This window comes from Pseudomonas sp. IT-P176 (assembly GCF_949767245.1).
In the GTDB taxonomy this organism is placed as follows: domain Bacteria; phylum Pseudomonadota; class Gammaproteobacteria; order Pseudomonadales; family Pseudomonadaceae; genus Aquipseudomonas.
Window position 1 is genome coordinate 1 of record NZ_CATKPN010000053.1, and the last position, 13,083, is coordinate 13,083.

Annotated in this window: 13 protein-coding genes; all 13 read right to left on the reverse strand. The window is 62.9% G+C overall.

The features are described 5' to 3' along the window. Window positions 1-145: 145 nt before the first annotated feature. Window positions 146-598 (reverse strand): flagellar export protein FliJ, encoded by a 453-nt coding sequence (gene fliJ / locus ACM6IP_RS15660; RefSeq protein WP_095169982.1) that lies wholly within the window; start codon window positions 596-598, stop codon window positions 146-148. Window positions 599-604: 6 nt separating this feature from the next. After that, a complete protein-coding gene (fliI, locus tag ACM6IP_RS15665) occupies window positions 605-1,963 on the reverse strand; it encodes a flagellar protein export ATPase FliI (RefSeq protein ID WP_414861829.1) in 1,359 nt (452 codons plus the stop codon). Further along, entirely contained in the window at window positions 1,953-2,735 is a 783-nt protein-coding gene (gene fliH, locus ACM6IP_RS15670) for a flagellar assembly protein FliH (RefSeq protein ID WP_320333904.1), read from the reverse strand. Before fliH ends, fliI begins: the two co-directional genes overlap by 11 nt. Before the next feature lie 4 nt (window positions 2,736-2,739). After that, window positions 2,740-3,759 (reverse strand): flagellar motor switch protein FliG, encoded by a 1,020-nt coding sequence (gene fliG, locus ACM6IP_RS15675; protein WP_095169985.1) that lies wholly within the window; start codon window positions 3,757-3,759, stop codon window positions 2,740-2,742. Then, window positions 3,752-5,539, reverse strand: a complete 1,788-nt coding sequence (gene fliF / locus ACM6IP_RS15680) for a flagellar basal-body MS-ring/collar protein FliF (RefSeq protein ID WP_414861830.1) — start codon at window positions 5,537-5,539, stop codon at window positions 3,752-3,754. The genes fliG and fliF overlap by 8 nt, the downstream gene beginning before the upstream one ends. A 14-nt stretch (window positions 5,540-5,553) precedes the next feature. Continuing rightward, the gene (gene fliE / locus ACM6IP_RS15685) at window positions 5,554-5,880 is read right to left on the reverse strand and encodes a flagellar hook-basal body complex protein FliE (protein ID WP_095169987.1); all 327 of its coding nucleotides are present in this window, start codon (window positions 5,878-5,880) and stop codon (window positions 5,554-5,556) included. Window positions 5,881-6,013: 133 nt separating this feature from the next. Beyond that, the gene (locus tag ACM6IP_RS15690; protein ID WP_401129111.1) at window positions 6,014-7,414 is read right to left on the reverse strand and encodes a sigma-54-dependent transcriptional regulator; all 1,401 of its coding nucleotides are present in this window, start codon (window positions 7,412-7,414) and stop codon (window positions 6,014-6,016) included. 5 nt (window positions 7,415-7,419) lie between these two features. Then, window positions 7,420-8,619, reverse strand: coding sequence for a sensor histidine kinase (locus ACM6IP_RS15695; RefSeq protein WP_414861831.1), 1,200 nt, complete (start codon window positions 8,617-8,619; stop codon window positions 7,420-7,422). 110 nt (window positions 8,620-8,729) lie between these two features. After that, complete coding sequence (locus tag ACM6IP_RS15700; protein WP_095169990.1) at window positions 8,730-10,205, reverse strand: sigma-54 dependent transcriptional regulator; 1,476 nt, start codon at window positions 10,203-10,205, stop codon at window positions 8,730-8,732. Between the two features lie 178 nt (window positions 10,206-10,383). Beyond that, on the reverse strand, window positions 10,384-10,680 hold the full coding sequence (fliT, locus tag ACM6IP_RS15705) for a flagellar protein FliT (RefSeq protein ID WP_095169991.1): 297 nt from the start codon (window positions 10,678-10,680) through the stop codon (window positions 10,384-10,386). A gap of 24 nt (window positions 10,681-10,704) precedes the next feature. Further along, entirely contained in the window at window positions 10,705-11,106 is a 402-nt protein-coding gene (gene fliS / locus ACM6IP_RS15710; RefSeq protein WP_320333901.1) for a flagellar export chaperone FliS, read from the reverse strand. A 139-nt stretch (window positions 11,107-11,245) separates the two neighbouring features. Then, the gene (gene fliD, locus ACM6IP_RS15715; RefSeq protein WP_414861832.1) at window positions 11,246-12,610 is read right to left on the reverse strand and encodes a flagellar filament capping protein FliD; all 1,365 of its coding nucleotides are present in this window, start codon (window positions 12,608-12,610) and stop codon (window positions 11,246-11,248) included. An 82-nt stretch (window positions 12,611-12,692) separates the two neighbouring features. Beyond that, window positions 12,693-13,037: a flagellar protein FlaG gene (locus ACM6IP_RS15720; RefSeq protein WP_401129105.1), complete on the reverse strand. Its 345-nt coding sequence runs from the start codon at window positions 13,035-13,037 to the stop codon at window positions 12,693-12,695. Between the last annotated feature and the right edge of the window lie 46 nt (window positions 13,038-13,083).

The following is a 13,083-nucleotide window of genomic DNA, read 5'->3' on the forward strand; positions in this document are numbered from 1 at the left end:
TGCTAAAGTCAAAAGACCTTGAAAGGGCTGGCCGTAAGGGCGAAACCATAAGCCGCCGCTACCGCAGCAACGGATATGCCCACAAAGCCAAGATCAAAAGATCACAGCCTGCAGCCGCTCCCATTCGCCCATCGGCCCGCATCAATCAACGATACGGACTCTCCCGGGGCAGGCGCTGGGACAACTCATCGAGCAGCTTCTGCTCACGCTTGTCTTCCAGTTGCCGGGCCTCGTCGATGTAGCGCTGCACCAGCTTGCGCAAGCCTTCGACCCGGGCGTAGGCCTGTTGCCAGCCGTCGCGTGCCTGGTTGAGGTTGTTCTGATGCCAGGCCAGGCTTTGCCGCTGCTGGTCGATAGCCGTGCCCAGTTGCGCGAGGAAGCCCTGGTAACCCAGCAGCCATTGCCCAGACACCCCTTCGCGGCCGCGCTCGACCCAGCGCTCCAGGTACTCGAGGCGAAATCCGTCGAGGTCAGCCAGCTTGTTTTCGGCGAGCCTCACCTGGCCCTGGAAGTAGCCCAGGCGCTGGGCGGCGGTCTTCTCGGCCTTTTCCGCCATATCGACCACCGGCGCCAGGCGCGCTGCTCGGCTCTGGGCCATGGCCGCTTAGCCTCCGGCTGCCGGAGCGAAGATGGTTTCCAGGTGGGCGTGGCTTTCGCCCAGGCTGATGTTGTCGTTGAGGCCCTGGCGCAGGTAGCTGACCATGGTCGGCTGCAGGGCAATGGCCGTGTCGGTCTCGCGATCGCCCCCGGCCACATAGGCGCCGACGCTGATCAGGTCGCGACTCTGTTGATAACGCGACCAGAGCTGCTTGAAGTATTGGGCGCGGCGCATGTGCTCCGGCGAAACCACCGAGGGCATGACCCGGCTGATGGATGCTTCGATATCAATGGCCGGGTAGTGCCCCTCCTCAGCCAGGCGCCGGGACAACACGATGTGGCCGTCGAGCACACCCCGCGCCGAATCGGCGATCGGGTCCTGCTGGTCGTCGCCTTCCGACAGTACGGTATAGAACGCCGTGATCGAACCGCCGCCCGCCTCGGCATTGCCCGCGCGCTCCACCAGTTTCGGCAACTTGGCGAATACCGAGGGTGGATAACCCTTGGTCGCTGGCGGCTCGCCGATGGCCAGGGCGATTTCCCGCTGGGCCTGGGCAAAACGGGTCAGCGAGTCCATCAGCAACAGGACATTATTGCCCTTGTCGCGAAAATATTCGGCGATGCGCGTGCAGTACATTGCCGCGCGCATACGCATCAGCGGCGCATCATCGGCCGGCGACGCCACCACCACCGAGCGCTTGAGGCCCTCTTCACCGAGGATGTGCTCGATGAACTCCTTGACCTCCCGGCCCCGCTCCCCGATCAGCCCAACCACGATGATGTCGGCTTCGGTAAAGCGGGTCATCATGCCCAGCAGCACACTCTTACCCACCCCGGTACCGGCGAACAGGCCCAGGCGCTGGCCGCGGCCGACTGTGAGCAAGCCGTTGATCGAACGAATGCCGACGTCCAGCGGCACGCTGATGGGGTCGCGGTTGAGCGGGTTGATGGTCGGGCCGTCCATTGGCACCCAGTCTTCGGCCTTCATCCCGCCCTTGCCGTCCAGCGCCCGACCGGCACCGTCGAGCACCCGCCCGAGCATGCTCATGCCCATCGGCAGGCGGCCATTGTCCGCCAGCGGCACGACCCGCGCGCCCGGAGCGATCCCGGCGACGCTGCCCACCGGCATCAGGAATACTTTGTTGCCGGAAAAGCCCATGACCTCGGCTTCGACTTCGACCGGGTGGTAGCTGTCGTCGTTGATCACCCGACAGCGGCTGCCCATGGCTGCGCGCAAGCCTTCGGCCTCGAGCGTCAGGCCGACCATGCGCAACAGGCGCCCTTCGAGGACCGGCTGGCCCGGCAACTCCACCGCAGCGGCGTAGCTGCCCAGACGCTTGGCAAAGCTGGTGCGATCAAGGCGCATCAGGACTGACCGGCGGCGCAACGACAGACAGGTCCAGTTGTAAATCCGCTGGCGCCGGGTGCAGCGCCTGCTCGTGCAACTGGTCGAGCAACTGGGCCGTGGCCTGGGCGATGCGGGTTTCCACCGTCGCGTCGATCCGGCTGTGTTCGGTCTCGACCCGGCAACCACCGGGCAACAGCGCCTCGTCCTCGACGATGCGCCAGGTTTCCTCGTGGCGTTCGCGCAGGGCTTTGACCTGGGCAAAATCCTGCGGGTTGACGTACAGGCGTACGTTCGCAACCCCCAGCGGCAGCAGCTTGAGGGCTTCGCGCATGACGTGTTCGAGTTGGCTCGAGTCGATCGCCAGCTCGCGCTGGATCACCTGCCGGGTCACGTGCTGGACCAGCGCTACCAGGCTCTTTTCAATCTGCGTGTCCTGCTCGGCGATGGGCTCGAACAGGTTAACCATCAGCCGTTCCAGGCTGGCCAACTTGCCATTGAGGGCCACTTCGGCTTCCTGGCGAACCTTGAGCGTGGTGCTGTGAAAGCCTTCTTTTTCGCCGGTGGCAAACCCTTCGTTCCAGGCTTCCTGGCGAATGCTCTCGAGTTCTTCCAGGGTCAGTGGCTGGACTTCCTCCAGCGGCACTTCCTCCATCTCCGGCGGTTCTGGCTCGGGCTCAGGCTCGGGTTCCGGGACGTACGGGTCAAAACTGGGCAGCGCCCAGATATCGAGCCCGCTGACATCACGCGCACGAATCAGGTCGCTGGGCGACTCATCACTCTTGGCAGCCATAGGGTCAGATCATTTCTTCGCCGCCCTTCCCGCCGAGAACGATTTCTCCGGCTTCGGCCATACGGCGGGCAATGGTGAGGATTTCCTTTTGTGCCGTCTCGACATCACTGACGCGCACCGGGCCCTTGGCCTCGAGGTCGTCGCGCAGCAGTTCAGCAGCGCGCTTGGACATGTTCTTGAAGATCTTCTCCTTGACCCCTTCGTCCGAACCCTTGAGGGCCAGCACCAGCACGTCGGAGGAGACTTCGCGCAGCAACGCCTGGATCCCGCGGTCATCGACATCGGCCAGGTTGTTGAACACGAACATCAGGTCTTCGATCTGGCCGGACAGGTCTTCGTCGACTTCGCGGATCGAGTCCATGAGCTGGCCTTCGATCGAACTGTCGAGGAAGTTCATGATGTCGGCGGCACGCTTGATCCCACCCAGGGTGGTGCGCGAGGCGTTGGAATTGCCGGAGAACTGTTTCTCGAGAATCTGGTTGAGTTCCTTGAGCGCCGCCGGTTGCACGGTGTTCAACGACGACACGCGCAGGATGATGTCCAGGCGCACCTTGTGGTCGAAGTTGCCCAGCACTTCACCGGCCTGGTCGGGGTCCAGGTACGCCACCACAATGGCCTGGATCTGCGGGTGCTCATAGCGGATCACATCCGCTACCGCGCGCGGCTCCATCCACTTGAGGCTGTCCAGGCCGCTGGTGTTGCCGCCCAGCAGGATCCGGTCGATCAGGCCATTGGCCTTGTCTTCGCCCAGGGCCTGGGTGAGCATTTTGCGGATGTAGCCATCGGAGCCCACGCCCAGGCTGGTCTGGTCGCCGACGATGTCGACGAACTCGCTCATCACCTGCTCGACCTGCTCGCGGTGCACGTTGCCCATCTGCGCCATGGCCACGCCGACGCGCTGGACCTCTTTCGGGCCCATGTGGCGCAGCACTTGCGCGGCGTCGGTTTCGCCCAGAGACAGCAGCAGGATCGCGGCTTTGTCGACCCGGCTGAGTTTGGCGATCGAGGCTCGGTTATCACTCATCTGCGTTAATCCACTCTTTCACGACCTGAGCCACACGGCCCGGATCTTCGGCCACCAGGCTCTTGATTGCGTTCAACTGGGCGTCATAGCCTTCGCTCGGGCTTGGCAGCAGGATGCTTTGCGGGCCGCCGAGGCTGACCCGGTCATTGCCCAGCTCACCATCCAGCCCACCCATGCCGCCGAGCTCGGCATCGCTGCCGATCCCTGCCAGTTGCCGGCCTTTGCCACCACCGGTGATGTTGTTGAGTACCGGACGCAGCACGCCGAATACCAGCACCAGGATGAACAACACGCCGACCACTTGTTTCACCACATCCCAGAACCAGGGCTGGGAATAGAACGGAATCTCGGCAATCACTTCGCCGCGTTCGGCCGAGAACGGCACGTTGATCACGCTGACGCTGTCGCCACGGCTGGCGTCGAAGCCGACGGCGTCCTGCACCAGGCGGGTGAAGCGCGCCAACTCATCAGCGGTCCACGGCGCGCGGGAGGTTTCGCCATTGGCGGGATTGACCTTGACCTGGTCATCGACCACCACCGCCACCGACAACCGGTTCAAGCGGCCTTGCTGCTGCTTGGTGTGGCTGATGGAGCGGTCGAGTTCGAAGTTCCTGGTCGATTGCTGACGCTTGTCCGCCGGGTATGGGGCGAGCATCGGCTGGCCGGTGGCCGGGTCCATGATCTGCTGGCCGTTGGCATCCAGCAGAGGCTGGCCGGGCTGCACCATGCCGCCTGCAGCGGCAGCGCCACCGGTGGCTTGCGGCGCGGAAGCCGGTGCCGGCGGCTGGTTGCTCAGGGCCCCCGGTACGCCTTGCGGGCCATTGCTGGCGGTCCTCTGTTCGGAGGTCGATTGCTCGCTGCGCAGGGCCGGTTGATCCGGGTTGAACTGCTCGGAGGTCGACTCGACCGCACTGAAGTCGACGTCGGCGGACACTTCGGCCTTGTAGCGGTCATTGCCCAGCACCGGCTGCAGGATGTTGTGCACGCGCTGGGTGAGCATGCTTTCCATGCGGCGGCTGTAGTCGAACTGCTTGCCGGCCATGGTCAGTGCGGAGTTCTCCGCCTGATCGGACAGCAGGGTGCCCTTCTGGTCGACCACGGTAATCTGCGACTTGCTCAGTTCCGGGACGCTAGTCGCCACCAGGTTGACGATGGCCACCACCTGGCTCGGCTCCAGCGAACGGCCGGAGTACAGTTCCACCAGCACCGAGGCGCTAGGCTTGCGTTCGTCACGCACGAACACCGAGCTTTTCGGAATGGCCAGGTGCACGCGGGCACCCTTGACGTTGTTCAGGCTGGCAATGGTTCGCGCCAGCTCGCCTTCGAGGCCGCGACGGTACCGAGTCGCTTCCATGAACTGACTGGTGCCCAGGCCCTGGTCCTTGTCGAGAATCTCAAAACCGATGTTGCCGTCGGTCGGGGTTACCCCGGCGGCGGCCAGCTTGAGCCGCGCACGCGACAGGTCATCGGCCTTGACCAACAAGGCGCCGGAATTGGGTTCGACGGTGTAGGGAATGTCGGCGGTGGCCAGGGTCTCCATCACCTGCTTGGCGTCCATTCCGGCCAGGCTGCCGTACAACGGCCGGTAGTCCGGTTGCTGCGACCAGAGCACCACGGCAAAACCAATCGCCACACTCGCAGCCAGGCCAACCAGCAGGCCCACCTGCCGCAGCATGGTCATCTCGGAGAGGTTTTCCAGGAAGGACAGGCCGAACAGCGGCGGTTTGCCATCTGCAGCGGCGGCCTTGGCCGGAACGTTATTGGCGACTGCTTCTGCCATGACTCAATGTGTCCTTAAACCGGCATCTGCATGATGTCTTGGTAAGCCTGAACCAGCTTGTTGCGCACCTGGGTCAGTGCCTGGAAGGAGACGCCGGCTTTTTCCTTGGCGATCATCACGTCGGTCAGGTCGACTCCGCTTTTGCCGATTTCGAACGCGGTGGACAGCTGGGTCGACGCCTGCTGGGTGTCGTTGACCTTGTTCACGGCCTGGCCCAGCATGTCGGCAAAGCTGCTACCGGCTTCTTGCGGCGCGGCAACGGCCTTGGGTGCGGCCATGGCGTCCATTTGCATGGCGCGCATGTCCAGCATCAACCGGTTAAATTCAATTCCTTGGCTCATGACTGCTCTCTCTGACGACCCGCAATTTTTTGACGCTCACTCGGCGGATAGACTGGTGTTAGCAACAAGGGTGCCAGCTCCGCCCGGGCCCACTGATAAAAGCCCCCCGCAACAATTGCCGAGCAAGCATTGCTCAGGTGGCGAACAGGTGTCCTTCCACGTCCATCCCGGCATCGCGCATTTGCGCCAGTTTGTAACGCAGGGTGCGGGGGCTGATGCCCAGGCGTTCGGCGGCTTCCTTGCGGCGACCGCGTTCGGCGCGCAGGGTGTCGATGATCATCTGGAATTCCCGGCGACGCAGGTCGTCGCCCAGGGCGCCGGCCGACTCGCCGGGCGCAGTCTCGACCTCCACCGCGCGTGGCGTCGGGGCCTTTGGCGCCAGGCTCGGCAGCGGTGCGCAGGCCACTGGTCCCGACAAGCAGAAGTCCTGCGGCTCGATGACCCCACCTTGCTGCAGGATCAGCGCACGCTGGATCGCGTTGTCCAGCTCGCGCACGTTGCCCGGCCACGGATACCCCACCAGACAGGCCTGGGCCTGAGGCGATAACCGCGCAGCCGCGTGGTGCATTTTATTGACGTGCTTGGCCAGCAGGCGCTCGGCCAGCGGCAGAATATCGGCAGTGCGTTCGCGCAACGGACGCCAGGCCAGGGGGAATACCGACAGCCGATAGTACAAGTCTTCGCGAAACCGCCCCGCCGCCACTTCTGCGGCCAGGTCGCGGTTGGTGGTGGCTACCACCCGGATATCCAGCACGATCGGCTTGCGTGCGCCGACCCGCTCGACTTCACGTTCCTGCAGCACCCGCAGCAGCTTGGCCTGCAGCCCCAGGGGCATTTCGGAAATCTCGTCGAGCAGGATGGTGCCGCCATCCGCTTGCTCGAACTTGCCCGCCTGGGCGGCGATCGCTCCGGTGAAGGCGCCCTTCTCATGACCGAACAACGTGGCCTCGAGCATGTTGTCCGGGATCGCCGCGCAATTGATCGCAATGAACGGCTGACTGGCACGCCGCGAATGCTGATGGATGTAGCGCGCCAGCACTTCCTTGCCGGTGCCCGACTCACCAGAAATCAATACCGTCGAATCACTGCGCGCCACTCTTGCCGCCAGTTCCAGCAACTGGGCACTGGCCGGTTCGAACGCCACCGGCCCTTCGCCTTCGCCACCGCCCAGGCACCCCTGGGCATGGCGTGCCACCAGATCCAGCAGGGCCTTGGGCTCGAACGGCTTGACCAGATAGTCCGCCGCCCCCTGGCGCATCGCATCCACTGCGCGCTCCACCGCCCCGTGGGCCGTCATCAGCAACACCGGTAACTGGGGATGGCGCACCCGCAACAGACTCAACAACTGATGACCGTCCATGCCGGGCATGTTGACGTCGCTGACCACCAGGTTGAACGGCTCGCGCGCCGCCGCCTCCAGCGCCTCTTCGGCGCTACCGACGGCACGGTAGTCGTGACCGGCCAGCAGCAGCGTATCGGCCAACGCTTCGCGCAGCGCACGATCGTCTTCAACCAGCAGAACCTTGATTAGCATTGACCTCACTCCGTTTCCTGCGCGCTGCCAAACAACGGCAGCTCAAGCACCGCGCAGGTGCCACGGCCCGGGCGCGAGCGCAGTTGCAAGTGTCCCTGATGGGCCCGTGCCACCGCCTTGACCACGGTCAGGCCCAGGCCAGTGCCGTTGGTCTTGGTGGTGAAAAAAGGTTCGCCCAGGCGCTCCAGCACCGCGGCCTCGATCCCGGCACCGCTGTCACTGACGCACAGGCGCAAGGTGTTCTGCCGGGCATACAGGTGCACTTTCAGGCGCACTGCGCCGGCACTGGCCTGGATCGCGTTTTCAATCAGGTTCAGCAGCGCCCCCACCAGGGTGTCGCGGTTGCACAACAACTCACCGGCATGGGCATCGCACTGCCAACGGATCGGCACGCCCTGGACATGGGTCTGCGCCGCCGCTTGCAGCGATTGCAGCAGCAGCCTGGGGCTGACCCGATCGGTCAGCGGCAACTCGCCACGGGCGAACACCAGCATGTCGCGCACCTGATGCTCAAGCTCGTGCAGGCGCTCCTTCAGGCGTCCGGCAAATCGCTGCTGGGTCGCCACCGGCAACGCCTGCTCAGTCAGGTGACTGGCGTAGAGCAAGGCCGCGGACAAGGGCGTGCGGATCTGATGGGCCAGGGACGCGACCATCCGCCCCAGGGACGACAGGCGCTCGTGGCGCGCCAGTTGATCCTGCAGGTGGCGGGTTTCGGTCAGGTCGTTGAGCAGCACCAACTGCCCCGGCTCGGCATCCAGCGAACGGGTGGCAATCGACAGGCGCCGACCATCCTTCAGGGAAATTTCATGACCGTCGTCTTCACGGGGCGCAAAGCAGCGACCGATGACCTGGCGCCACAGCTCACCTTGCAGCGGCAGCCCCAGCAGCTCGCACGCCGCCGGGTTGGCTTCGCTGACGATGCCCTGGGCGTCGATCACGATGACACCGCCGGGCAACAGGTCGAGCAGGTTCTGCAGGCGATTGGCCAAGCGTTCTTTTTCCGCCAGCTCTTGCAGGCGCTGGGCACTGACCACTTCCAGCTCACCCTTGAGTTCACAGACCCGGGCTTCGAGACGGCTGTAGGAGTCAGTAAGTTGGCTCGACATCTGATTGAACAGGGCGAACGCCTGTTCCAGGCCAGGCCGGTTTGCCGGCTCTACGCCGGGCGCATCGGGGGCTGGAGACATCTGGGCGGCGTGGGGCATCGTGCACTCTCGCTTGGCTGACCGTCAGTTAAACGGAACGTTGCGAGGGATGTAGCAATACCCGTGCCTAAAAAAAACCGCCCATTATTCAAGGGCTTGAAAAACAGGCGTCAATCGTCCGCCTGTTCGTCGCCTTCGCGCCGGCTCATGCCGTACTTGCGCATCTTCTCCACCAGGGTGGTACGGCGAATGCGCAGGCGCTCGGCCGCACGGGCGACGATGCCGTTGGCATCATCCAGGGCCTGCTGGATCAAGCCCTGCTCCAGGCCACCGAGGTAGTCCTTGAGGTCCAGGCCTTCAGGCGGCAGCAAGGCATTGGCGGTGAAGTCCGGGGTATGGCCGTTGATGGCCACCCGCTCTTCGAGGTCACTGCGCAGGCTGTCGACCAGTTGTTCGTCTTCGTCGTCGACGTAGCGGAATTTCTTCGGCAGCTCGACCACGCCGATCACCCCGTACGGGTGCATGATCGCCATGCGCTCCACCAGGTTGGCCAGCTCGCGGACGTTGCCCGGCCAGCCGTGGCGACACAGCGACATGATCGCCGCCGAGTTGAAGCGGATCGAACCGCGTTTTTCGTGCTCCATGCGCGAGATCAGCTCGTTCATCAGCAACGGGATGTCTTCGACGCGCTCACGCAGCGGTGCCATTTCGATCGGGAAAACGTTCAAGCGGTAGTACAGGTCTTCGCGGAAGCTGCCGACCTCGATCATGCTTTCGAGATTCTTGTGGGTCGCGGCAATGATCCGCACGTCGACGCTCTGGGTCTTGTTGCTGCCCACGCGTTCGAAGGTGCGCTCCTGCAAAACCCGCAGCAGCTTGACCTGCATCGGCAGCGGCATGTCGCCGATCTCGTCGAGGAACAGGGTGCCGCCGTTGGCCAGCTCAAAACGCCCGGCACGGCTGGTGATCGCCCCGGTAAAGGCGCCCTTCTCGTGGCCGAACAATTCGCTTTCCAGCAACTCGGCCGGGATCGCGCCACAGTTGACCGGCACGAACGGCGCGTCACGGCGCTTGGAGTGATAGTGCAGGTTGCGCGCAACCACTTCCTTGCCGGTGCCCGACTCGCCGAGGATCAGTACGCTGGCGTCGGTGTCGGCCACTTGCTGCATCATCTGGCGCACGTGCTGGATCGCCCGGCTGGTGCCGACGAGGCTGCGGAACAGATTGGGTTCACGATGGCGACCGCGCTCGCGGGCCTGGTCGTACATCTCGCGATAGACCTGGGCACGGTGCAGCGAATCGAGCAATTTGCTGTAGCTGGGGGGCATTTCCAGGGTCGACAACACCCGGCGACGCTGGTCGTCGGGCAGATCCTGGGCACAATTATCGCCCATCAGCAAAACGGGAAGGAACTCATCCCAGGTTGCGAGTGTCTTTAACAGAGCCGACAACGAACCAGGTGCATTGACCGTCCCGATCAGGACACAGATGACTTCACGACTAGACGATAAAGAGCCGACAGCCTGCTGCCAGTCATAGCTTGCGCAGGGTAAGTTTTCTTCACCGAGAAAATTTAAAATCACCGCCAGGTCGCGGCGGCGGACGCTATCGTCATCAATCAGCAGAATTTTGGTTTCACGCCACATGCAATAGCAACTTCCCTAGTCAACTCAGTGCCCGAAAGAAAAAGGCAAGCTAGACGCCTGCAGGCACGTTAAGCCTGATAGACGTCTGAAATCTGCAAACAGCCACTAGTTAAGTCAAAAAACCGTGCATAGTCAAATTTATGGCGCATATACCCGGACAAGCTGATTAACCAAAGCGTCAACCGAACAGATGGTAAACCTTTGCCGCACCCTTCGCTTGCCTGATCTGAGCCATCTCGTTGACTATCGCCTGACGCTCGTCCATCGCCACGTCCAGCAGCCGCTTGTAGACCACCAGCAGGGCCTGCAGGTTCTCGCGCAGCGCCTGCTCATCCACCGGCACCTCACTGAGCACATCGTCGACACAGGTGCGGCAGGCGACGTCGAGCTCGCCGATGGCCTCCCAGTTGCGTTCAGCCAGCGCCTCGACCAGGGCCTCGCGGGTTTGCTCGATGCGTTGCAGGGCTTGGCTCATGACATCATCCTCAGGCCCACGGGCCTATTGCGCTAGCTCTTGTGAGGCGATCGCGTCCCAGCCGCTTTTCAGGGTGATCAGCAGGCGGGCGACTTCGTCGATCATCTCGACATCATTGGTACCGTTGGCCTCTACCAAGCGGTTACCCATGTACGCATACAAAGCATCCAGGCGTTGCACCGCAGCTGGATCCTCGGCCTTCTCTGGCTCCAAGCCATCTCGCAGACCGGAGATAATTTCAATCGCCTTGCCCAGCATCAACCCCTTCTGGGCAATATCACCCCGGCTCAATGCACCTTTGGCCTGCGCCATGCGATCAAGGCCGCCTTCCATCAGCATCTGCACCAGACGGTGCGGGCTGGCTTCGGAGATCTGCGCGTGGGAATTGACTTTCTGGTACGCACGCAGGGCTTTCATAGGATTCATGTTGCTACCTCGGTACAGGCCACAGGCGAATAGGTTTTATCTAACCAGTTTCTCGACTGCCACCAGGAAAACTTTAATCAGGCCCGCAGGCCCGGACCATCGCGCCCACCGTCACGGGGCGCTTGCGCGCCCCTGGCTATCAGTCCGACTTCGGATTGTTCAGCGAGTTGAGGGTGGTCATGATGCTGGCGCTGCTGGCGTTGATCTGGGCGATCATGGTGTCCATGGCCGTGTACTTGGCGCTCAGGGTTTTCTGCAGGCTCTCCATGCGCCGATCCAGGTCCGCCTGCTGGGTGGTGAGGTCGGTCAACTTGGTGTTGAGGTCGGTCACCCGGCTCGCCAGCGTCCCGGTGCTGCCCACGTAGGACTCGGTGGCCTTGGTCATGCGCGCCACCAGGCCGGTATCGCCGGTAAACATCTTGGCGATATCCCCCGCCCCCTTGACCACCGCCTTGTCCCAGGTCTTGTCATCCAGGCTGAGCAAACCGGTTTTCTGGTCAGTGGTGATACCCATCTGCGCCAGGCTGCTCATGGAGCCCGAGCCGGAACTGTTGACCAGTTCGTTGCGCAGGTTGTTGACCAGTTGCCGCATCGAAGCGTCGCCGGTCAGCGCGCCTGCGGTGGTGGTCGCCGAATCGCCAGTGGCGGTGACCTTGGTCTGGGTGTTGATGCTGGTCATCAGCGCGTTGTAGGCGGTGACGAAGGACTGCACCGAGGTCTTCAGGGTGTCGGTGTTGCTCGCCACATTGACAGTGATCGGCTTGTCCTTGTCCTTGGCCAGCAGCTCCAGGGTCACGCCACTGATGGCAGCAGTCACCTTGTTGCTGGTGGACTCCATCGCGATGCCATCGATGCTGTACTTGGCATTCTGCGCTGGCTGCCCCTTGTCATACCCCTGGACCAGGTCCGAATCGCCGCTGAGGGTGATATCGGTGTCGACACCGGTGGTGTTCGAGCCAATCACCAGGCGCCCACCATTGGCATCGGTCAAGACGTTGGCACTGATGCCCTGGGCCGACAGCTGGGTGTTGATCGACTCACGCACCTGTTGCAGGGTCGCGCCGCCCGGCACCAAGACGTCGTAACTCTTCTCTCCCTGGTTGATGGTCAGGGTCTGGACTTCGTCGGTGGCGTTGGCCTTGCCCGACGCCCCGCCCTCGAACACCTTGCTGGTGACTTTCGAGGCGGTTGCCAATTGGTCGACCACCACCAGGTACTTGCCGCTGGAGGCGCCATCACCGAGGGTGACCTTGATGTTTTTGTCTTCGGACGAGGTAGCAGCGAGGCCGTTGAACGCGGCCACGTTGTTCAACTTGGCGATTGCCGCCCGATAGGACTCCAGCGAGCTCTTCACCGTGCCGACCGCCGACAGCTTGATGGTCGTGTCTTTTTGCTGATCGGTGATCTGGGCTTGCTTGGGCGCCTTTTCGGCCCCCACCAGCGCCTTGACGATGGCCTGGGTGTCGTAGCCCGAACCCGGGCCGGAAATCGTTGAACTCGCCATTGCTATTCTCCTTGTCCTGTGGCTGCCGCTTTATTGGCGCAAATACCCCTAAGCAGCAGTCAGAAACACATTTCGTGCCAGCTCAAACCTGGGTCTGGAACAGCAGGCTGCCGGCATCGCTCAAATTCTGCGCCAGCTTCAGCGCGGTCTCCGATGGAATCTGTCGAATCACTTCACCACTGTCAGTGGCGATCACCTTGACCACTACCTGGCCGGTAGAGTCGTCGATGGAAAAATTCAGGTTGCGTTGGGTTGCCTGTACAAACTCGCGGATATCCGTGACGGCTTTTTCCAGCGCCACGCGCTGTGGCTCCTCGCTGGACTCCGGGGTAGCCGCTACCGCAGGTGCGGCCTGATGGGCAGGCCCACCACTGGCCTGGGCGAGACCATTGGGATAAGACGCGCTCAGCTTGATGCTCATGTCCATGTCGTCACCTCTAAACTGAAAAAACGGAAGGGCACGAATACGCGCC